This is a genomic window from Candidatus Pelagibacter sp. uisw_098, from assembly GCF_059512505.1.
In genome coordinates this window covers 20,412-44,154 of sequence record NZ_CM183454.1, presented here as the reverse complement: position 1 = coordinate 44,154, position 23,743 = coordinate 20,412, and the positions used below count along the sequence as shown (strand labels likewise).

The 23,743-nt window shown below is 31.5% G+C and carries 15 protein-coding genes and 1 tRNA gene; 4 read left to right on the top strand and 12 right to left on the bottom strand.

The genetic code is table 11. The features are described from left to right. Nucleotides 1-18 precede the first annotated feature (18 nt). The 3 genes from infC to AC5YF9_RS00175 are packed head-to-tail and all read right to left on the bottom strand — an operon-like array spanning nt 19 to nt 3,636. Nucleotides 19-564, bottom strand: a complete 546-nt coding sequence (gene infC, locus AC5YF9_RS00185) for a translation initiation factor IF-3 (RefSeq protein ID WP_415304072.1) — start codon at nt 562-564, stop codon at nt 19-21. After that, on the bottom strand, nt 565-2,481 hold the full coding sequence (gene thrS, locus AC5YF9_RS00180) for a threonine--tRNA ligase (protein WP_415304071.1): 1,917 nt from the start codon (nt 2,479-2,481) through the stop codon (nt 565-567). Beyond that, complete coding sequence (locus AC5YF9_RS00175; RefSeq protein ID WP_415304070.1) at nt 2,482-3,636, bottom strand: glycosyltransferase family 4 protein; 1,155 nt, start codon at nt 3,634-3,636, stop codon at nt 2,482-2,484. A gap of 42 nt (nt 3,637-3,678) precedes the next feature. On the opposite strand from AC5YF9_RS00175, the gene AC5YF9_RS00170 reads away from it, so the two are divergent. Continuing rightward, entirely contained in the window at nt 3,679-4,434 is a 756-nt protein-coding gene (locus tag AC5YF9_RS00170) for an alpha/beta hydrolase (RefSeq protein ID WP_415304069.1), read from the top strand. Here the strand turns inward: AC5YF9_RS00170 and AC5YF9_RS00165 are convergent. The 3 genes from AC5YF9_RS00165 to AC5YF9_RS00155 are packed head-to-tail and all read right to left on the bottom strand — an operon-like array spanning nt 4,405 to nt 11,226. Beyond that, nucleotides 4,405-5,280 (bottom strand): NAD-dependent epimerase/dehydratase family protein, encoded by an 876-nt coding sequence (locus tag AC5YF9_RS00165; protein ID WP_415304068.1) that lies wholly within the window; start codon nt 5,278-5,280, stop codon nt 4,405-4,407. The genes AC5YF9_RS00170 and AC5YF9_RS00165 overlap by 30 nt on opposite strands. 1 nt (nt 5,281) lies before the next feature. Then, nucleotides 5,282-9,787: a glutamate synthase large subunit gene (gltB, locus tag AC5YF9_RS00160; protein ID WP_415304067.1), complete on the bottom strand. Its 4,506-nt coding sequence runs from the start codon at nt 9,785-9,787 to the stop codon at nt 5,282-5,284. Then, entirely contained in the window at nt 9,787-11,226 is a 1,440-nt protein-coding gene (locus tag AC5YF9_RS00155) for an NAD(P)-dependent oxidoreductase (RefSeq protein WP_415304066.1), read from the bottom strand. Before AC5YF9_RS00155 ends, gltB begins: the two co-directional genes overlap by 1 nt. A gap of 182 nt (nt 11,227-11,408) precedes the next feature. Here AC5YF9_RS00155 and AC5YF9_RS00150 point away from each other — a divergent pair, with 182 nt between their 5' ends. Beyond that, nucleotides 11,409-12,179, top strand: a complete 771-nt coding sequence (locus AC5YF9_RS00150) for an undecaprenyl-diphosphate phosphatase (protein ID WP_415304065.1) — start codon at nt 11,409-11,411, stop codon at nt 12,177-12,179. On the opposite strand, the gene AC5YF9_RS00145 is transcribed toward AC5YF9_RS00150, so the two are convergent. The 3 genes from AC5YF9_RS00145 to aceE are packed head-to-tail and all read right to left on the bottom strand — an operon-like array spanning nt 12,176 to nt 17,381. Beyond that, nucleotides 12,176-13,063, bottom strand: coding sequence for a DMT family transporter (locus AC5YF9_RS00145; RefSeq protein WP_415286495.1), 888 nt, complete (start codon nt 13,061-13,063; stop codon nt 12,176-12,178). The genes AC5YF9_RS00150 and AC5YF9_RS00145 overlap by 4 nt on opposite strands. Nucleotides 13,064-13,069: 6 nt before the next feature. Next, nucleotides 13,070-14,341 carry a 2-oxo acid dehydrogenase subunit E2 gene (locus AC5YF9_RS00140; RefSeq protein WP_415304938.1) on the bottom strand — a complete coding sequence of 424 codons (1,272 nt, stop codon included), beginning with the start codon at nt 14,339-14,341 and terminating at the stop codon, nt 13,070-13,072. Nucleotide 14,342: 1 nt separating this feature from the next. Beyond that, nucleotides 14,343-17,381, bottom strand: coding sequence for a pyruvate dehydrogenase (acetyl-transferring), homodimeric type (gene aceE, locus AC5YF9_RS00135; RefSeq protein WP_415304064.1), 3,039 nt, complete (start codon nt 17,379-17,381; stop codon nt 14,343-14,345). 134 nt (nt 17,382-17,515) lie between these two features. Here aceE and AC5YF9_RS00130 point away from each other — a divergent pair. Together AC5YF9_RS00130 and AC5YF9_RS00125 are read left to right on the top strand one after the other, a co-directional pair. Continuing rightward, nucleotides 17,516-17,592, top strand: a tRNA-Arg gene (locus AC5YF9_RS00130). Nucleotides 17,593-17,713: 121 nt separating this feature from the next. Continuing rightward, nucleotides 17,714-18,139: a PaaI family thioesterase gene (locus AC5YF9_RS00125; RefSeq protein ID WP_415304063.1), complete on the top strand. Its 426-nt coding sequence runs from the start codon at nt 17,714-17,716 to the stop codon at nt 18,137-18,139. A 12-nt stretch (nt 18,140-18,151) separates the two neighbouring features. Here AC5YF9_RS00125 and AC5YF9_RS00120 read toward each other — a convergent pair whose 3' ends face one another. The 3 genes from AC5YF9_RS00120 to AC5YF9_RS00110 form a co-directional block, all read right to left on the bottom strand. Beyond that, a complete protein-coding gene (locus AC5YF9_RS00120; protein WP_415304062.1) occupies nt 18,152-20,173 on the bottom strand; it encodes a TRAP transporter permease in 2,022 nt (673 codons plus the stop codon). Nucleotides 20,174-20,214: 41 nt separating this feature from the next. Then, on the bottom strand, nt 20,215-21,222 hold the full coding sequence (locus tag AC5YF9_RS00115) for a TAXI family TRAP transporter solute-binding subunit (RefSeq protein WP_415304061.1): 1,008 nt from the start codon (nt 21,220-21,222) through the stop codon (nt 20,215-20,217). Nucleotides 21,223-21,412: 190 nt separating this feature from the next. Beyond that, nucleotides 21,413-23,734 carry a TRAP transporter permease gene (locus tag AC5YF9_RS00110; RefSeq protein ID WP_415304060.1) on the bottom strand — a complete coding sequence of 774 codons (2,322 nt, stop codon included), beginning with the start codon at nt 23,732-23,734 and terminating at the stop codon, nt 21,413-21,415. Between the last annotated feature and the right edge of the window lie 9 nt (nt 23,735-23,743).

The following is a 23,743-nucleotide window of genomic DNA, read 5'->3' as shown; positions in this document are numbered from 1 at the left end:
TACAACCTCTATTAAGGCTTATAAAGGCTGAATAACCATGATCATTTGCTTCCCATCGAACTTTGGGTGTAGTTCTACTTTGCCAATATCTTGCATATCAGCTTTTATTTTATCCATTAATTCTCTACCTAAGTGAGAATGTTGTAATTCCCTACCTTTAAACCTTATAGTAAATTTTACCTTATCACCTTTTCCAATAAATTTTTTGGCATTTTTAACTTTAAAATCATAATCGTGAGTTTCTGTAACTGGTCTCATTTTTATTTCTTTTAATAAGACTATTTTTTGTTTCTTTTTTGCAACATTTGCTTTTTTTTGAGCATCATACTTAAATTTACCCATATCAATAATTTTACATACAGGTGGTTTTGCATTTGGAGCTATCTCAATTAAATCTAAACCTTGCTCCTTGGCCATTGATATGGCTTCGTTAGTATTTAATATTCCTATATTATCACCGTCACTTCCAATAACTTGAACTTCTGGTGCGGTGATCCTATTATTAGACTTAGGCCCCCTGTCTTTAGTTCTTCTTTGAAAGTAATTTTGTTTAAAATCTGCCACTTAGTTTGAGGGTGCTTTGTTTAAAGCTGAGAATTTTTTTAAGAATAAATTTAATTCCATATTTTCTTGTTTATTAGTATCTAATCTTCTAATCGTTACTGAGTTACTGTCAACTTCTTTTTTACCACAAATCAACAATAGTGGTATTTTAGATAAAGAATGTTCTCTAATTTTGTAATTCAAATTATGATTTTTTAAATCTACTTCACAACTCAAGCCAGTATCATTAATTTTTTTATTAACTTCTTTTGCATATGCATCAAACTCTTCTGAGATAGGTATTACAACTGCTTGTAAGGGGGCAATCCACAATGGAAATTTTCCTGCATAATTTTCTATAAGTATTCCTATAAATCTTTCTAGTGAACCAAACAATGCTCTATGAAGCATTACTGGAACTTTTTTAGTTCCATCGCTATCAACAAAGGATGCATCTAATCTTCCTGGTAAATTTAAATCTACCTGTAAAGTTCCACACTGCCAATCTCTACCAATAGCATCTCTTAAAACAAATTCAATTTTTGGTCCATAAAAGGCTCCCTCACCTTTATTAATTGTGTACTCGAGTTTTGAGGCTTTAACAGCATCCAATAAAGCTTTTTCTGCTTTATCCCAAATAGCATCATCACCTACTCTTAAATCTGGTCTATCTGAATATTTCAATATTACATTTTCAAAACCAAGATCTTTATAAATATCTAAGATTAAATTTGTAACAATTAAACACTCTTCTGTAATTTGATCCTCTGTACAAAAAATATGAGCATCATCTTGTGTAAAAGCCCTAACTCTTAGCAATCCATGAAGTGCTCCTGAAGGTTCATATCTATGCACTTTTCCAAATTCTGAAATTCTTAGTGGAAGATCTCTATAGCTTTTTAAACCTTGGTTAAATACTTGAACATGCCCTGGGCAATTCATTGGTTTAATTGCAAATATTTTTTCATCAGGTGTTTGAGAGGTATACATGTGCTCACCATATTTTTCCCAATGACCCGACTTTTCCCATAATGCTCTATCTAAAATTTCAGGAGTATTTACCTCTTTGTAGCCTGCTTTGTTTTGCCTATCTCTCATATAGGCAACTAGCTTTTGAAATAATCTCCAGCCCTTTTCATGCCAAAAAACTGATCCTGGACTTTCTTCTCTAAAATGAAATAAATCCATTTCCTTTCCAAGTTTTCTATGATCTCTTTTTTCAGCTTCTTCTATTCTTTTTAAATATTCATCTAAATCTTTTTGTGAAGCCCAACTTGTTCCGTAGATTCTCTGCAACATTTCATTATTAGAGTCACCTCTCCAATAAGCTCCCGATACCTTTGTTAATTTAAAATATTTACCAATTTTTCCTGTTGAAGATAGGTGTGGTCCTCTACATAAATCATGCCAGTCTCCATGAAAATATATGGAAACATCTTCTTTTTGGGGAATACTTTCAATAATTTCAGCTTTATATATTTCTCCCTTCTCTTTAAAATGTGATATTGCTTTATCTCTGCTCCAAACTTCTCTTGTAGTTGGGATGTCTCTATCAACGATTTCTTTCATTTTAGTTTCAATTTTACTTAAGTCTTCTTCAGTAAAGGGTTCTTTTCTTGAAAAATCATAATAAAATCCATTTTCTATAACTGGACCAATAGTTACTTGGGTCCCTGGAAAAAGTTCTTGTACCGCCATTGCTGTTATGTGTGCTGTGTCATGACGAATAGTCTCTAGGCCTTCTTTATCTTTAGAAGTAAAAATTTTAATAGAACAATCTTTGTCTATGACATAACTTAAGTCTTTGAGCTCATCATCAACACTGATAACTGTAGCTTGCTTTGACAAAGATTTACTAATCTTTTCTGCAACCTCCAACCCTGTTACTTCATTTGGAAATTTAATACTGTTTCCGTCTGGTAATGTAATTAATGGCATTTAATTTAATAATTTTTTGTACTCTGAATATGTAGAAAAACACATTTTTTCAACATTAAACTTTTTAATTATATTTTTTCTACCTTCAATGCCTATTAATTTCAATCTAGATTCATCTAAATTTAAAACTTCTATTATTTTTTTACTTAAAGACTCAGGATTATTCGACTCAAATAAAAAACCAGACACATTATTTGTTATTGTTTCATTAGATCCTCCAATATCACTTGCAATTATTGGTTTTTCCATTGATTGAGCCTCGATTGAAACTCTCCCAAATGCTTCTGGTTCTATTGAAGCCGAAACAACTAAACTGGAAATCTTATAAGCTAAAGGCATATTTTTACAATGTTCTACAAATTTTAACTGAGGTATCAGTCTATATTGCTCAGCTAATCTTTTTATTTTTTTTGTATAAATATCCCTACCTTGATCACCACCCAAAATAACAGCATAAAAAGACTGATGTCCTAATTCTTTATTAACAAGATTTAATGCTTCAATAAATAGCTCCTGGCCTTTCCATGCAGTTAATCGACCAGGCATTAAAATTAACTTTTTATCTCTAGTCACACCCCAACTTGAAAGTAAATTGTTTTCTTCGGCCTCTAATGTTGTTGATGGGTCAAAATAATCAACATTAATACCTCTAAAAATTACTAAAAACTTTTTTTTTAAATCTAAATATTTTGAATAATTTTTTTTAATATGTGAAAAAATAAAATTTGACCCTGCAATTACTAAATTAGATCTGACCATTACAGAGTTGTAGAGTTTTTTAATTGAAGTTTTAAAATTATAAGTGCCATGGAAAGTTGTAACAAATTTTCTTCTTGTAATTTTTGTTGCAATCAAACATGACCAGGCTGGAGCTCGGCTTCTTGCATGAACGATAGAAATATTATGAAATAAGATAATAAAAATTAGCGCTATAGAATTAAAAAGTATTAAAATTGGATTCTTGCTATGAACTGGAAGTTTAATTAATTTAACTTTTTTTTGATCAATAAATTTTAATAACTCCCCTCCACTGGTAACAATATAAGAAGAGCAATTATTTTCAGGCAGATAGTGTGCAAGATCATAACAACCTGTTTCTGCACCACCATATCCGAGCTTTGGAATTACTTGCAAAACTTTTAATTTTGAGGTCATTTGATACAACTATATATTAAGAATTAACTCTAATAAACTTATATGAATAAATTTAAATACCTTAAAATATCAAAAAATAAGCAAATAAGATATTTAGATATCAATTATCAAGAGAAAATCTACATCGTATTTTTACATGGTTTTATGTCAAATATCGAAGGCAAAAAACCTAAGGCTATTTTTAAGTATGCAAAAGAAAATAAACTTGGCTTTCTTGCTCTTGAATATTCTGGTCACGGAAAATCTACGGGTAAATTTACAAAAGGAAATATTAGTAAATGGTCTAAAGAAGTAGAAATAACAATTAAAAAAATAGTTAAAAAAAATAAATTTATACTGGTGGGTTCGAGTATGGGGGCATGGCTATCCCTTAATCAATTTAAGTATTTTAAAGACCAAATTAAAGGGTTTTTAGGCATTGGTTCAGCTCCAGAATTTTTGCAAAATTTAATGTGGAAAAAATTTACACAAAAAATGAAAAATGAAACCATTAAAAAAGGAATTTATAATTTAAAACACGGCAATTACGAATATCCAATTACCTATCAGTTAATAAAGGATGGAAGAAAAAATAAAATATTACATAAAAAAATTTTATCAAATATCAATATTACCATGATTCATGGGAGCAAAGATGAAGCCGTACCAACGAATTACTCTAAAAAGGTATTAAAAGTATTCAGTAAAGCAAACAAGAAATTAGTAATAATAAAAAATGGTGATCATAGCTTATCAAATAAACAAGGCTTAAAAAGAATAGTCCTAGAGCTAAATAAAATTGTTTCTAATATAGTTTAATCCTTCGATATAGCTTGGAAATTTTAAATTGTAGTTAAAATAATTTTTTACTTTTTTATTGCTAACTTTTTTAGACTCATTATAAAAATTTCTTAACATGTCATTTTTAATTTCATCAACTTCAATTTTTTTAATATCTTTAATATTTAATATTTTTGCCCCAAATAAAGTTACCTCTTCAGATGAAGAAGGTTTATCATCAGATAGATTATATACCTCTCCTGACTTAAATTTTGATAATGATTTAAATAATATGTTTGCAATGTCATCTACATGAATTCTTGAAAAGTAATGACCTTTTTTGTTTATCAATTTTACATCACCTAATTTTAAGCGAACTAAAATATTTTTTTCATCAGAATAAATCCCAGACAACCTAAATATCTGAACTGGTAATTTATTATTTTTTTCTAATGAAACCCAAGAGGTTTCTGCTTTTAACCTTGCAATGCCATTATTTGAAATTGGACTCATCTTGCTATTTTCATTAACCCACTCACCCTTATGATCACCATACACACTGGTAGCAGATAAATAAGTTATCCACTTTACTTTTGAACCTTCTATAAATTTAGAAAAATTTTTTAGAACTATGTCTTCTTGATTTTCTGGTGGTATCGAAACTAAAATATGATCTGCGTCTTTTAATCTTACTACTAGATTTTGATCAAATTTCTCACTGTTAAATAAATAGCTATTATAATTAATGCCCTTGAAAGTTTCTTTTGAAGACTCACTTCTAGATGTTGTTGATAGATTAATATTATATTTTTCAATACTAAGTTTCTTTATAAAATTTTTTGCTACTTGGCCAAAACCAAAACAAAAAATATTTATTTTCTTCATTTTAACTGACTTCTTTTATGATAGATTTTAAACTTATAGGGTTTTTTAGCTTATCAATCATTTCTTTTGGGCAAACTTGGATAAAATTAGAAAGTTCTTTATCAAAATTTTCTATTATTTTTTTAGAAAAGTCCGAATTTGTCTCCTCGTAGTGCTCTCGAATTAGATTTTTTAAATAACTTATCCAATAATCTGTTTCTGGTGTTTGCCATACTACGGTCTCTGGGTTTACTTTTTTGTCAAATTTTTTGTTTTTATCATAAATAAATGCCATTCCACCTGTCATTCCAGCTCCAAAATTGTCTCCTACATCACCTAAAACTACAACTATGCCACCAGTCATGTATTCACAAGCATTTGAGTCACAACCTTCAATAACCGAAATTGATCCTGAATTTCTTACGGCATATCTTTCTCCAGCCTGACCTGCTGCAAAAAGTTTTCCAGATGTTGCTCCATATAAAACTGTATTTCCAATTATTGTATTTTCATGTGAAACTAAATTGCTTTCATCTGGTAGCTTAACTACCACTATTGCACCTGACAATCCTTTGCCGACATAATCATTAGCATCACCTTTTAAAATAAGCTTTAACCCTTTTATTCCAAACGCTCCAAAAGACTGTCCAGCTGAACCTTTAAATTTTAAAGATAAAAAATCATCCTCTAGTTTTTCAGATCCATATTTTTCATAAAGATGATTGGAAATCCTTGTACCAACAGTTCTGTGGGTATTTTTAATAATATATTCTTTTTCAATAATTTTTACTTTTCCTATTTGATCTTTAATTTCAGGTAAGATTTCTTGGTCTAATGTATTAGGGACTGAATTTATTTCTGGAACAGTACAATACCTTGTGTTCTCCCCAGAATCTGCCTGAACAAATAAGGGGTTTAAATCTAAATCATCTAAGTTTGATGACGCTTTACTTACCTGTCTTAACAGATCAGTTCTACCAATTATCTCATTGAGAGATTTAAAACCTATCTGTGCTAAAATTTCCCTTACTTCTTCAGCAATAAATTTAAATAAATTAACTACTTTTTCTGGCGTACCAGAAAATTTTTCTCTTAATTTCTCATCTTGAGTACAAACTCCAACTGGACAAGTGTTTGAATGACACTGCCTAACCATTATACATCCCATTGCTACTAATGCGGTAGTCGCTACTCCATATTCCTCGGCACCCATCATGGCTGCAATAACAACGTCTCTTCCTGTTTTAATTCCTCCATCAGTTCTTAGTGTAACTTTATGTCTCAAATTATTTAAAGTTAAAACTTGATTGGCTTCAGTCAATCCCATCTCCCAAGGTATCCCCACATATTTAACACTTGTTTGTGGTGTAGCTCCAGTTCCTCCATTATGCCCAGAAATCAAAATTATATCTGCTTTAGCTTTAGCCACTCCAGCTGCAATTGTTCCTATGCCAGATGATGCTACTAATTTTACGCCAACCCTTGCTTTTGGATTTGCTTGCTTAAGATCGTAAATTAATTGTGCTAAATCCTCGATAGAATAAATATCATGGTGAGGTGGTGGTGATATTAGGGTTACACCCGGAGTTGAATGTCTTAATTTAGCAATTTCTTCTGTAACTTTAAATCCTGGTAGCTGGCCACCTTCACCAGGTTTAGCTCCTTGTGCAATTTTAATCTCTATTTCGTTACAGTTATTGAGATATTTGAGTGTTACTCCAAATCTTGCTGAGGCTATTTGCTTAACTCTAGAATTGGCACTATCCCCATTTTTCATCTTATTAAATCTCTTTTCATCCTCACCACCTTCACCGCTACAAGAGGCTCCTTTAATTCTATTCATCCCTATGGCCAAAGTTTCGTGCGCTTCTTTCGACAGTGCACCGTGAGACATACTTCCACTTCCAAATCTTGTTAAAATATTTTCAACTGGTTCTACTTCTGAAATATCTAAAGACGGGTTTAAATTTCTATCTCTAAATCCAATCAGATCTCTAAGATGTATAGGTGGAAGGTTGTAAATACCTTCTGCATATTTTTTATAAGCCTCAAAAGAATTTGATGAAACTGCACTCTGTAAAAGATGAATGAGCTTACCTTGATATTGATGAACTTCACCATTCTTTCTGTATCTATAAATTCCTCCAATTGGCAAAACTGTGTCTGTATCTTCAAATGCTTCCTTATGAATAGTTCTTAATTTTTTTTCTATTCCGTTTAACCCTATGCCTGAAATTTTTGATAAAATTCCAGGAAAATATTCTGATGCTACAGTTCTACTCAAACCAACAGTTTCAAAATTACAACCACCTCTATAAGAACTTATGACTGAAATTCCCATTTTTGACATTATTTTTAAAAGACCATAATTTACTGACTGTACATATCTCTCTATACATTCGTCGTATCCAAAATTTCCAAATAATTTTTTTTCAAACCTTTGATATAAGCTGTCTAATGCTAAATAAGGATTAACTGTAGTTGCACCAACGCCTATAAGCGTTGCAAACGAATGTGTATCTAGTGCTTCTCCAGTTTGAGCGTTAATTGAAGCAAAGCCTCTTAATTTTTTTTTTATAAGATGAGTGTTTATTGCACCAACACATAATAACATTGGCACTGGCAACCTTTCTTCAGAAAGGTTTTTATCACTTAAAACTAGCTGAGTGAGACCCTGCCTAACTGCGATTTCAGAATCTTTTTTAATTTTCTCAATAGCAGTTTCAAGGTTTTCACCTTTGTCAAAAGTACAGTCAATTGTTATTGATTTTTGACCAAAAAAATTAATAAATTTATCTAACTGAGAGTTAGATAAGATAGGAGTATCTAAAACATATATATTTTCTTCTGTTAAATTACTAAAATCTAGAATATTTCCAAGATTGCCAAAGCGAGTTTTTAAACTCATAACCTTGTTTTCTCTTAAAGAATCAATTGGTGGATTTGTAACCTGACTAAAATTTTGTCTAAAAAAGTGATAAAGTGGCCTATAACGGTCAGATAATACCGCAAGGGGTGTGTCATCACCCATCGAGCCAATGGCTTCTTTTGCGTCTTCTGCCATTGGATGAAGGATAAGCTCTAAATCCTCCAAACTATAACCAAAAGCATGCTGTCTTTTTTTTAATTCTTCACCTGAAAAAGTGAATTTTTCATTTTTTATTGGAAATTTTTTTTCTAAATCTATTATTTGATTATTAAAATGCTTGAACTCTTTTGCTAGATAATCCTTTATCTCAATATTGGAAAAGACCTTACCTTTTGCTATTCTAACACCAAGAATTTCCCCAGGCCCCAATCTTCCTTTTTTAATAATTTGTTTTTCATCAATTTCAACCATTCCTGTCTCAGAACCTGCGCACAATATTTTATCTTTTGAAATGGTATATCTCATTGGACGAAGCCCATTTCGATCAGCTGCTACAATAACCCATTCATTGTCGGTAGCAGCAATAGCAGCTGGTCCATCCCATGGCTCCATTGTACTATTTAAAAAATTAAATAATTGCTGGTGATCTTTTGATAATGTTTGATTTTTTTTAGACCATGCATCTGGAATTAACATTAATTTTGCAAGTGGCGCTGATTGACCAGAAATATTTAAAAGTTCAAAAACACTATCTAATGCAGCGGAGTCCGATGATCCTGATGGTATAACTGGCTTTAAATTTTCCATATCATCAAATAAAGGGCTATCCATTTCTTGTTCATGAACTTTCATCCAGTTTACATTTCCCTTAAATGTATTTATCTCTCCATTATGAGCTAGCGCTCTAAAAGGCTGTGCAAGATCCCAACTTGGTGCTGTGTTTGTTGAAAACCTTTGATGAAATATTGCAAATCGAGATATAAATCTTTCATCTTTTAGATCTAAATAAAAGTCCGCAATAGACTCTGCTAAAAACATTCCTTTATAGATAATTGACTTAGAGCTTAATGAGCAAATATAAAAACTGTCTATAACATCTTTAATGGCTTCTTTTTCAATTTTTCTTCTAGATTCATAAATCTTTCGTTCTAATTCTTTTTCGGTTAAATTTTTATCATTGTGCTTAAATAATACTTGAGTAATTTCTGGTCTTGTAAGGTTTGCTTTTTCACCTAAAACTTTTGGATTCACAGGAACCTGTCTCCATCCATAAATGCTAAAATTACTTTTTGTTAGTTCGCTTTCAACTAAAGTTCTTGCCTTCTCCTGTGCTTCATAATTATTTCTTGGTAAAAAAATCATCCCTACACAAATCTCTGAACCATCATGGTCATGGCCTGTAATTTCTATCTTTTCAGCAAAAAAATCTGAAGGAATCTCTAAATGGATTCCAGCCCCATCGCCTGTTTTTCCATCCGCATCAACTGCTCCTCTATGCCAAACTGCTTTTAAGGCATTAATTCCATATTCAACTACTTTTCTTGATTTTTTGCCCTCTGTAGAAACAATCAGACCCACACCACAAGCATCGTGTTCCATTTCTTTTGAATAAACATGGCCCTCTTGAAGAATTTTAAGATTTTTTTTATAATTTTTCACTAGGCAACCTTTGCTTTCTTGAGTTCTTTACTTTCTAAAAAACTTTTTATTGATATTGCTGCATCTCTTCCATCCTTGATGGCCCAAACAACTAAAGATGCTCCCCTAATAATATCACCTGCTGCAAAGACACCTGGTAAATTTGTTTCCATTGTATCAAAATCTGTTTTTAATGTTCCCCATTTTGTAACTTGTAAATCTTCAGAGCCAAATAGTTTTGGTAAATTTTCTGGGTCAAATCCTAGAGCTTTAATTACTATGTCTGCTCTAATATCAAAGTGAGAATTATTTTGGATTTCTGGTTTTTGTCTACCACTGTCATCTGGCTCACCAAGTTTAATTCTGTCTACTATCAAGCCTTCAACTTTATTTGTTCCAATAAATTCTTTAGGACTGGATAGCCACACAAACTCTACACCTTCTTCTTCTGCATTAGCTACTTCTCTAGCAGATCCAGGCATATTTTCTTTGTCTCTTCTGTACAAGCATTTGACTGATTTTGCTTTTTGTCTAATTGAAGTTCTAACACAGTCCATTGCAGTATCACCTCCTCCAATTACAACGATATCTTTACCTTCGGTATTCAAGGTTCCATTGTCAAATAATTCTACCTTGTCTCCTAATCCTTTTTTATTTGAAGCTGTCAAAAATTCCATTGCTGGGAAAATGTTTCCTAAATCTTTTCCTGGTAGGTCTATTTCTCGAGCTTTATAAACACCTGTTGCAATTAATAAAGCATCATGTTTTTTTCTTAACTGTTCTAAAGTAGCATCTTTTCCTACCTCAAAGTTTTGAACAAATTTTATTCCACCCTCTTCTAATAGTTTAGTTCTTCTTTCTACAACAAATTTTTCTAGCTTAAAATTTGGAATTCCATAAATCATTAAACCACCAGCTCTATCATATCGGTCATATACTATAATTTGATAACCTAACTTTCGGAGTTGTTCTGCAGCAGCTAATCCAGCTGGACCTGCTCCAATAATTCCAATACTTTGATTTTTTTCATTCTTAACTTTTATTGGATTTACCCATCCTTGCTCCCATGCATTGTCAGTAATATATTTTTCAACAGAACCTATGGTAACTGTTCCATGTCCAGACTTTTCAATTACACAATTTCCTTCACACAATCGATCTTGGGGGCATATTCTCCCACATACTTCTGGCATGTTGTTTGTGCTTTGAGATAATTCATATGCTTCTTTCAATCTTCCTTCTGCAGTTAATTTTAACCAATCTGGAATATTATTGCTTAATGGACAGTGTACTTGGCAGAAAGGAACTCCACACTGGGAACATCTACTAGATTGTTCACTAGCTTTATTGTTAATAAATTCCTTATAAATTTCATTAAAATCATCTTTTCTAGTATCAACTTCTCTTTTAGGTGGAGTTTGTTGACCTATGTTAACAAATTTAAGCATTTTATCTGACATAATTATTTATATATAAACAAGAATATATCATCATTTTTTTTAATAAAAGATAAATAAGGTCAATAATTATGACCTTAAATATATAAATATTCGTTTAAATAAGTCTTTTTCAATTTATGCATAGCTAATATGCTAAAATGGAATTGTTTAAATTTAAGGTTATTTAAGTTACGAAGCATTAAATGCTCACAAATGTTATTGAAATTATTATCCTATCAATAGTTCAGGGTATATCAGAATTTTTACCGATCAGCTCATCAGCTCATTTAAACATTGTTGAGATAATTTTTAAGTTTAATTCTAACTCGCTAATGATTGATGTTAGTCTCCATCTTGGCTCTTTACTTGCAATAATCTTTTATTTTAGAAGGGAATTACTAGACCTTAAAAATAATCAAAAATTATTATTTTTATTAATAATTGGCTCTATACCAATTGTAATTGTAGGGTACATAATCAGCTCCACAGGTCTAATCAATCTATTAGAAAATAATTTAAAGATAATTGCTTGGACTACATTAATTTTTGGAATTATTTTATATCTAGCAGATAAAAGTAAATTTGATAAAAAGATATCATCCAACCTAAATTTTAAAACAATATTATATATTGGTTTGTTCCAAATACTTGCTTTAATACCAGGTGTGAGTAGAGCGGGAATTACAATAACAGCTGCAAGGCTTTTTAGATTTAATAGATTTGATGCAAGTAAAATTTCTTTTTTACTAGCTATACCTGCAATAGCTGGTGCAAGTGTACTACAATTAAAAAATGCTATTGGTCAAAGCTTAGAATTTAACTACCTTATACTAATATCAATTGCTCTTTCTTTTTTATTTTCTTATTTTACAGTTAAGTTTTTCTTAGACTATATAAACAAATTTTCTTTAAATATTTTTGTAATTTACAGAATTATTATTTCAATAGTTTTATTTATAATTATATATAATTAATTTTTTTTTAATATTGGTGCTAATTGTGAAAACAAAACACCAAATAAAATAAACAAACATCCAAACAAATTATTTATATCTAAAATTTGATCTAATAAAATCCAGGCAGCAATTGTAGCAAAAACACCTTCTAAAGAAAAAATTATTGCTGATGGAGCAGGGGATATATTTTTTTGCGCATATATTTGCAAAACAAATGCAAGGCCTCCAGATAAAACTCCAGCGTATAAGATTTGAAATTTTTCTTTAAGAATATTAGACCAAATAAAGTCTTCAAAAATTAACCCTATAATTAATGATAAAGAGGCGACAATTAAAGTTTGAATTGCACCAATTGTTAATGGAAGATTGTAGTTTTCTATAATTTTACCAGTAAAGATAATGTGTGTGCTCCAGAAAAATGCACCCATTATTATAAGCGCATCACCAGTTCTAACCGTTGCACTGTAAAAATTAGTTAGCAAATAACCTCCCATCACACAAAGAAGAACAGAAGGCCAAATGCTCCAGTGAATTGGTTTTTTATACATAAAAAAAATTATAAACGGGACCATTGGTACATAAAAAATAGTAAAGAATGCTGCATTGGCAACATCTGTATAGAGTAAAGCCACTTGTTGAAGTGCCGATCCCAAGAATAAAGATAGGCCTATTAAAAGAGCTAAGTTGGTAAATTCTTTTTGATTTCTTTGGACTGATTTTGAGATATTTTTTCTTTCAAAAATAAAAGCTAAAGGTGCTACTACTAAAAAGCCTACAAAAAACCTAACCGCATTAAAAGTGAAAGGACCAATGTCGTCCATTCCAGTATCTTGAGCAATAAAAGTTGTTCCCCATATGAATGTACAAAGTAATGCACAAAATAATGATGAGGTTTTTGACATTAAAATTTATACAGCTAATTTATAAGCAAAATTTTTGCCTAAATTTTCTTTTAGATCATTATTAAATCTAGCTGCTTCAGCTCCATCAATTATTCTATGATCATATGATAATGAAAGCGGTAACATTGTTCTTGTTTCAAATTTTCCATTGATAAAAATTTGTTTTTTTTGTGCTTTACCCACTCCTAGTATAGCGACTTCAGGATAATTTATTATTGGTGTAAAAAATGAACCTCCAATTCCTCCAAGACTTGTAATGGTCATAGATCCTCCAAAGAATTCCTTCTTATCTATTTTTAAATTTCTACATTCGTCGCTTATTGTTTTCAATTCATTGCTAATATATAAAATACTTTTATTGTCAGCATTTCTAATTTTTGGCACCATCAAACCATGTGGTGTGTCGACTGCAATTCCGACATGAAAATAATTTTTCATTGTTATTTTTCCATTTTCAATATCATCTATTGATGAGTTGAAACTAGGAAACTTTTTTAAAGATGCAACTAAAGCTTTAACAATAAAAGCTAAGGGAGTAATTTTTTTTCTTTCACCTGTGTACATATCAGTAAGTGAGGTTCTAAAATCCTCCATTTCAGTTATATCTGCTTCATCATGATTTGTTACATGAGGTATTGTAGTCCAAGAATTAACTAAATACGTAGAGGCTAATTTTTTAACCCTAGGCATATCTTTAACTTCAATTTCTCCAAAATCAGAATGGGAAAATTCACTAACAATTTTTTTAGGTTGAGCTTCAGTCTTATCTGAAGTTTTATTAATTTTAGAGGATACAAAATTTTTTACATCATCTTCTACAATTCTTCCTTGTCTTTCACTGCCAACTATCTCATTAATATTAATCCCAAGCTCTCGGGCAAATTTACGTACTTTTGGGCTTGCAGATGAAGCTTCTGAATTGTCTTTTTTTATTAAATTTTGTGTTTGTATATCTTTTTTAATTTTTTCTTCTTGATTTTGATTTGTAATTGATTCTGCTTCTTTAATAGTTTTTTGCTCTATACTCTTTTCTTCTTCTCTAGATTGCTCTACAGTTAATATTAAATCACCTTCTGAAATCCTATCTCCTACTTTAATTTTAATAGACTTAACCTTTCCGTCAAAAGAAGCTGGTATTTCAACACTAGATTTATCACTCTCAATTGTAATAAGTGGATCATTTTTAGATACTGACTGACCATTTGAAACTAATACTTCGATTACCTCAACGTCTTTAAATTCGCCAATATTTGGTACTTTAATCTCTTTATCTGACATCTTATAGTTTTGTTGGCATTGGTTTGCTGCCATCAATATTATACTTATTTATGGCTTCTTTAGCATATTTTGAGGCTATTAGTTGCTCTTTTGCTAGTACGCTAAGTCCATAAGCAACAATATGTTCTTTATCAACTTCAAAAAAATTTCTAAGATTTTTTCTAGTGTCACTTCTTCCATAACCATCTGTACCTAAAGAATAAAAACTTTTATTAGTATAAGGTCTGATTTGATCAGAATTCATTCTCATATAATCTGAAGCTGCCAAGATTGGGCCTTCGGTTTTTCCTAAACACTGCTCTACAAATGAAACCTTTTGTTCTTTATCAGGATTTAAAAGATTATACCTCTCAACTTCCATACCATCTTTTCTCAACTCGTTAAAACTAGTGACACTCCAGATTTCACTATCTATCTGATATTCATTTTGAAGGATTTCTGCTGCAGCCATCATTTCTCTCAATATTGTGCCTGATCCTAAAAGTTGAATCTTAGTTTTTTTATATTTGTTGAACTCTTTAATTTTATACATTCCTTTAAGAATTCCTTCCTCACAATTCTTATCTTTTGGTATGCTTGGATGTGAATAATTTTCATTCATGGTTGTGATATAATAAAAAACATTCTCATTTTTTTCATGCATTCTTCTCAAACCTTCTCTAAAAATAACAGCTAGCTCATAATGAAAAGTTGGGTCGTATGTCACACAGTTTGGTATTGTTGAGGCTATCAAGTGACTGTGTCCATCCTGGTGTTGTAGTCCTTCACCAGCTAAAGTAGTTCTTCCAGCTGTTGCTCCAATTAAAAATCCTCTAGCCTGACTATCTCCACCTGCCCATGCAAGGTCACCTATTCTTTGAAAACCAAACATAGAATAAAAAATATAAATTGGTATCATTTCAATATCATGATTAGTGTAGGAAGTCGCAGCAGCAATCCATGACGACATTGCTCCAGCTTCATTAATTCCTTCTTCTAGAACCTGTCCAGTTTTCTCTTCTCTGTAAGAAGATAACTGAGCAGAATCTTCTGGTTCATACTTTTGACCTTCGTGTGCATATATTCCTATTTTTTGAAAAAATCCTTCCATACCAAAAGTTCTTGCTTCATCAGGAATAATTGGAACTAATCTGGGTGAAATATTTTTGTCTCTTAATAAATTTGTAAACATTCTGACTAATGCCATGGTTGTAGACATTTCTTTTTCACCCGTTGATACTTTCATAAAATCAAAAATATCTTTTGCTGGTGCTTTAATAGGTTTTGAATATGTTGTTCTTTCAGGTAAGAAACCACCAAGTCTCATTCTCTTTTCTTTAATATACTTAATCTCTAATGATTTTTCATCAGGCTTGAAATACTCAACATTTTTTACTTGTTCATCTGTTAATGGGACATCAAAACGATCTCTATAATATAGCAAATCATCTACATCTAATTTTTTAGTTTGATGAGTAGTGTTAACACTTTCACCTGTTTTTCCCATACCATAACCCTTAATGGTTTTAGCGATTATAACCGTTGGGCTACCTTGGTTTTTTGATGCCTGGTCGTATGCTGCATAAACTTTATGAGGATCATGACCACCTCTATTTAATCTCCAAATATCTTTATCTGATAAACTAGAAACTAGCTCTTGAGTCTCTGGGTACCTCCCAAAAAATTTTTCTCTAACATAAGCTCCATTTCTAGCTTTCATTGCTTGGTATTCACCATCAACAGTTTCATTCATAGTTTTAACCAAGTGACCTGTTTTATCATTAGCAATCAATGAGTCCCAGTAAGAACCCCAAATTACTTTAATTACATTCCAACCAGCTCCTCTAAAACTTCCTTCTAGCTCTTGAATAATTTTTCCATTACCTCTGACAGGTCCATCTAATCTTTGAAGATTGCAGTTTACAACAAATATTAAGTTATCCAGTTTTTCCCTAGCTGCTAATCCTATTGCACCTAAAGATTCGGGTTCATCCATTTCTCCATCACCAAGAAATGCCCAAACTTTTCTACCTTCATCTTTAATTAATCCTCTGTTAATTAAATATTTCATATATCTCGCCTGATAAATTGCAAGCATAGGCCCTAGTCCCATTGATACAGTTGGAAACTGCCAAAACTTTGGCATCAACCAAGGATGTGGATATGAAGAAAGTCCACCTGGTTTTACCTCTTGTCTAAAACTATCTAGTTGTTTTTCATTTAATCTACCTTCTAAAAATGCTCTAGCATAGACGCCTGGTGCACTATGACCTTGAAAATAAACTAAATCACCACCAAATTTATTATTCTTAGCTCTCCAAAAATGATTCATTCCTACATCATAAAGTGTTGCTGCTGATGCAAAAGTACCTATATGGCCACCTAATTCAGGAAATTTTTTATTTGCTCTAACAACCATGGCTGCTGCATTCCATCTAATTAAAGATCTAATTCTTCTTTCAATATTCTGATCACCATTAGACTTAACTTCTGCCTCTGGTGGGATTGTATTTATGTAAGGAGTGTGTTGCGTATAAGGAATATTTGCACCCTCTCGATATGCTTTGTTAATTAATTCTTTTATCAAAAAATGAGCTCTTTGATTTCCATCTTTTTCAATAACTGCAGATAAAGACTCTAACCAATCTTGAGTTTCTAATGGATCAATATCATTGTCATTTGTAACCTGAATTGTTGTTTGCTTTTTTTCTATGTCTGGACTTTGTTGAATAGTTTCTTCTTTTTTTTCATTTTTTAAAACTGATTCTGCTTGTTTAATAATACTTTCTGTATCTTTAGGAATTGGCTTCTCTGAAGGGCTTTCTTTTGAAGACTCAATACTTAACAATAAATCCCCTTTAGAAACTTTATCACCCACTTTAATATTTACAGATTCTACCTTACCAGTGACTGTTGATGGAATTTCAACACTAGATTTATCACTTTCAATAGTAACAATAGGATCATTTAAGTTTATTTTATCTCCAACTTTTACTAAAAGTTCAATAACCTCAACTTTTTCAAATTCACCAATGTCTGGGACAAGTAATTTTTCACTCATTGTTTTAAATCGCTTTATACACCTAAAAAAAACTATATATCATGTTATTTTAACATATTAATTAGTATTTTGATGCAGGCATGTATTTTTATTGAACAAAAAACTTTGATATGTTGGATAAATTATTTAATTAAGGACCGCTGGCCAAATTGGATAAGGCGCTCGGCTACGAACCGGGAGATTCCAGATTCGAGTTCTGGGCGGTCCACCAAAAAGGATAAATAAAAATGTTAGATTGGCTACTAAAATCATCACTACAAAAATCAGTTATATATTTTTTTATAATTGTTTTTATAATTTTATTAATTTTAACTTTCGTACTATAAAGAGCTATGAGCAATGAATTTGAGCAAATAAGTATTAAACCTGGTTTTATGAAACACAATGGTGGAGTTTTATTTAAAATTGTATCTGAAACAGAATATGAATTCAAAACTACGATTAATGAAAATCATTTAAATGCTGCCGGGATAACTCACGGTGGTTATTTATCAGCCTTAATTGATGCAGGAGCGGGGACTGCTGCACATAGAGCATCTGGAAATGCACCTTGTGTAACTATTTCATTGGATTTAAAATTTATTGGTGCCTCTAAAGTAGGTGATATAGTTACTGGCTTTACAAGAATTCTTAAAAAGACCAATACACTAGTATTTTTATTTTGTGAGCTCAAATGTAATGATAAAATTATAACTTCAGCATCGGGGATATGGAAAATCTTAAAAATTAAACCATCTGATCTTGGTCCTGGTGGCTAATTTTAATTGAATTTAATTCTTAATTTTTTTATTCCTTATTTGTAAAATAAATATAGGGCTAATAACAATAAATCCAAAGATCATAGTTTTAATTCCTGGTGCAACAAAAAATAACGAAACAATTCCAATGATCCATCTTTCTAGGACAGAAAGTGATTTAAACCAGTAACCTGAAAATGCTATACCAATAAGAGCAATCCCTATCATTGCACCTAATAAAGTTATTAATAGAGTTATTAAATTAAAATCATCAGTTATCAAAAGTAAAGAAGGAGAAAAAACAAATACAAATGGCACTAATGCTTTCGCTATACCCAACCTAAATGCTGTATTACCTGTTTGGAATGGATTAGATTTTGCTATTCCTGACGCAGCATAGGCTGCTAATGCTACGGGTGGAGTAATATCAGCTAAGACTCCATAATAGAATACAAAAAAATGTGCCACTAATGGTTCAATATTTAATTGAGCTAGAGCAGGAGCTGCAACAGCCACAAGTATTATATAGGTTGCCGTAGTTGGAATTCCTGCTCCCATTATGATGCATGAAATTGCAATTAATATTAACGAAAAAAATAAAGTAAGTTCTTCCAATGAAAAATAAGAGATAGGCCAAATATTTCCAAAAAAACTTCCTATATCTCCTGCTGTTTGCAAAACAACAAATCCTAATCTAAAACCCACACCTGTTAAGGTAACCACACCTACAATTATACCAACACAGATAGCAGCCGCACCAACAGCAAGAGTATTTTTTGCTCCTGAGGCAAAACAATTAAACAAATCTTTTAAAGTAAGTTTATTTTTAGGTTTTAATATACCCACTACTACACACGATATAATTGCATATATTGCTGCAAAGTCTGGTGTCTTTCCAGATAAAATAAAATATACCAAAATAAAAAGAGGTATTAACGAAAGCCAATTTTCTTTTAATACATAAAAAAATTTAGGCATCTCTTTATCTTCTAATCCTCTTAGCCCTAATTTTTTTGCCTCAAGATGAACCATGATAAAAATTCCAAAATAATGAAGAAGTGCAGGAATTAATGCTGCCGCCAAAATATCTTTAAGGGGTATCTCTAGATACTCAACCATAATGAAAGCTGCAGCACCCAATATTGGAGGAGTAATTTGACCACCTGTTGAGGAGGCTGCCTCTACCGCTCCTGCAAAATGCGCAGGATAACCAATTTTTTTCATAGCAGGAATTGTCAATGATCCCGTTGTAACTGTGTTTGCTATAGATGAGCCTGAAATAGTTCCCATAAAAGCTGAAGAAAATATTGCAACTTTTGCTGGCCCACCTGAAAACCTTCCCGCTACAACCATTGCTAAATCAATAAACAATTTTCCAAGACCCACTCTTGTTGCCAAAACACCAAATAAAATGAATAGAAAAACATATTGAGCCATAACACCAACGGCAATGCCATAAACACCCTGATTTGTTATATAAATATGATTAACAAAACCCAACCAACTTGTTCCTCCGTGCTTCAAAGCACCAGGAGCTAAAGGCCCAAAAAGAGCAAATAGAGTAAAAATTATTGCAATAATTGGGAGTGTCGGACCAACAGAACGTCTTGCAGCTTCTAGAGTTAAAATTATTAATACTGAACCAATAAAAACATCTAGCAACCCTGGGTTGCCCACTATACTTGCGAGTTCTTTAGATGGAAGAAATGGTAAGTATAAAGCCGAACCGACTGCTAAAAATGCAAATATATAATCTAAAATAGAAATATTTTGAAAATAAAAATATCCTTTATTAGTTTTGTTTAAATCTTCTTTTTTATTCCAGCCAAATAATAAAAAAACTAAAGCTAACACAAATGAAATATGAATTCCTCTATGCAGAACTTCTCTTACCAGACCGAAACCAGAGGCCCAAAAATGATAGACCGACATTAAGACTAATAGTAATGAAACTAATACTTCGAGTTTTACACCTAATTTTCTAAACGAAAGTTGAGGATCATAATTTTTTTCGATTTCTTCTAATTCTTTTTCTGTCGGGATTTGATTGTTCATAAAAAAACCCTGGGTTTTAGGCCCAGGGTTTAATGTGTTATTTATTTAATTAAACCTGCTTCTTTATAGAAACGTTCTGCTCCAGGATGCAATGGTACACCAACACCTGCCAAGGCAGTATCTGGTGTAATTGTTTTTCCTTTTGAATGTCCAACATCCATCAACTTACGAGACTCGGCGTTCCACAAAGCTTTAGTAATATTGTAGATTAAGTCATCGTTTTCTTTTGCAGATGTAAACCATTGTGCACCTACAGCTACAGTGCTAGTTGATTTAACACCTTCATAAGTGCCTTCTGGTATTGAGCTTTGAGAAAAGAAACCATGCTTATCAGTTAATTTTTTTGCTCCAGCACCATCAATTGGAATCAACTTTATTGAAACAGAAGATGCTAGCTCTACTAATGCACCAGTAGGATATCCAGCAACTACAAAAATTGCATCAACTTTTCCGTTTCTTAAAGCGTCCGTTGCAGCATTACCTTTTAATGCTTCAGCTTGTACATCTTTTTCACTAAGACCATTTGCTTCTAATATTAAAAGTGCATCCACATATGTTCCTGAACCTGGCTCATCTAATGATACCTTTTTTCCTTTTAAATCTTTTACAGATTTAATTTTGCTTTTCTTTAAAGTAACTAAATGAATGTGCTCTTCAAATAAAGCAGCTATTGTTCTTAAATCTTTGGCAGGCTCTTTACCTTCCATAGTTCCAGTTCCAGTATAAGCCCAATAAGCAACATCAGATTGTGCAAATCCTGAATTTCTTAAACCAGATATAATTGCATTTACGTTATCCACTGATCCTCTTGAAGAAACAGCTGATGCAATTAAACCATCAACACCACAACTTCCGCCTTTGCCACATTCTCTTGATCCTGGAGGTTTAGAAATTGCATTAGCAATCATTCCTCCAACTGGATAATAAGTATATGCCGTTCCACCAGTGCCTATTGTAAAGAAAGAAAGATCAGCAGAATAAGTTTTTCCTGCAAAGCTAACCATCACAAATAATATTATGGAAAATTTTTTAAGTAAGTTTTTAAACATTTTTTCTCCTAGTTATTTTTATATTTAAAATACAATACAATAAACTTAGCTAAACTAAAATACTAATAGCCAAGTTCTTTTAGATTCTTGTATTTTGTGAGCTTAAATGTAATGATAAAATTATAACCTCGGCATCATTTATATGGAAAATCTTAAAAATAAAACCATCTGATCTTGGTCCTGGCAGTAATTATTCTTTTCTTCTATAATTCAAATAACCAAATATAATTAACAATAAAATCGCTATTGGGTAAATAATTCCTTTATTTGGTCTATCTGCATTTTCTATTTTAAATTCGCTTATATAATCACCAGTTTCAAAACCATCTTTTTTAGCTTTCCCATTCCACTGTAATGTATCAACAATAACTCTATTTTTGTCTCTAATTAAACTAATTCCATATTGCTCTAAACTATAATCTGTTTCAAAAGTATTCTTTTTGATTACAAATAATTTGTATCTTTCACCATAATTGCTTGGACGTGTTACTTTAAATCTAGCTTCCTTATTAGAATCTAACTTCATTAAATGAATTTTGTTAATATCCCTATAATTATATTTAGGATAAAATTTATTTAAAATAAATTCTGGGGCTAAGAGTGAAATAGAGATTAATAAAAAAATTATTATCTCGTACCATCTTAATCTATTAATAAACCAAGCTTGAGTTGCAGAAGTAAAAACTAATATTCCTATCAAAGAAGTGATGATTACCAGTAGTCCATGCCACACATTTTCAATGCCTATCAATAACAATTCGTGATTAAATAAAAATACGATAGGTAAAATACCTGTTCTTAAACTGTACCAAAAAGCTTGCAGACCAGTTTTAAGTGGATCACCTCCTGAAATAGCAGCTGCCGCATATGATGCGAGACCAACTGGAGGAGTGACATCAGCCATCAAGCCAAAATAAAAAACAAACAAGTGAACCGCTATAAGTGGAAATACAAATCCCGATGCGTTTCCAACGTCAACCAATACTGTTGCCATTAATGAAGCCACTACAACATAATTTGCAGTGGTTGGAAGACCCATACCAAGTATCAGACATAAAATTATTGTTAAAAATAGTAAAATAACAACATTATCTTTTGCAATAAACTCTATAACTATAATTAAATTTGTACTTAACCCTGTTGAGCCAACAGCTCCAACTATTATGCCAGCTGTTGCTATTGCTATTCCAACACCAACCATATTTAAAGCACCTTTTTCAAAACCAACTATTGTCTGATTAAACCAAGTTTTTATTGCTAATTTAAAATTAGGATTTTTAAACAATATATAACCAAGGTTTACAATTATTAATGCAACCGTTGCAAAAAATATTGAGTATGAAGCGGTAAACCTTAAATAAACGAGCATGTACACTAAAACAAAAATAGGTATTAAAAAATGTAATCCTGATAAAAACGTTTTCTTTAAATTTGGAATATCAACATCATCCATTCCTTTTAAATTTAATTTTAAAGCTTCAAGATGGGAAATATAAAACAATGCCACATAAGAAATAATTGCTGGCAAAAATGCATGCTTAACGACCTCAAAATAAGTCACTCCTAAAAAACTTGCCATCACAAATGCTGCAGCTCCCATTACAGGCGGCATTAATTGTCCATTAACTGATGATGATACCTCTATAGCACCAGCTTTTTCTTTAGAAAAACCAGTTTTTTTCATAATTGGAATTGTAAAAGTTCCAGTTGTAACTGTGTTTGCAATTGAAGATCCTGAGATTAGACCAGTCATTCCAGATCCTAAAATTGCTGCTTTTGCAGGTCCTCCTCTCATTTTGCCAACCATGGCAAAAGCTAGGTCTAAAAAATATTTACCTCCACCTGCTGTTTCTAGAAGCGCTCCAAATAAAACAAATAAAAAAATGAAATCTACAGAAACACCTATAGGAATTCCAAATATAGCTTCTTGATCAAGCCACTGAAATCCAACTAATCTATTTAGTGAAAGCCCACCATGAGAAATTATTTCTGGTGCATATCTACCAAAATATGAAAAGAGTAAAAAACAAACTGCAATAATAACTAGAGGTAATCCAAATACTCTCCTGGTTGCTTCAATTAATATTAAAATTCCACAACTTCCAATAATCAACTCAACTGGTAAATTAAATTTTTCCCAAATTGTAACTGTTAAAAGAATCCCCCCCCTATCAACTAATTGGTCATAAAAAAAATAAATATATAAACAACAAAATGCAGCAATAAAACTAATTAGAATATCAAATATAGAAATTTTTTTTCTTTTAGAAATTGGATAAATTAAAAAAGCTAAAGTTAAAGCAAAACCTAAGTGAATAGCCCTAGCTGGAAGTCCTTTAAACATTCCAATATCAAACATAAAAGGAAATGGAGATGCATACCAAAGTTGAAATAATGACCAAATAATTGCAATACTTCCAACAATTTTTAAATGTAGTCCAGCAAGATTTCTAGTGGGAGATAAATCCTCACTAATCTTACTTTCTACTTTACTCTTAATGCTTTGATTCATTTTTAAAAT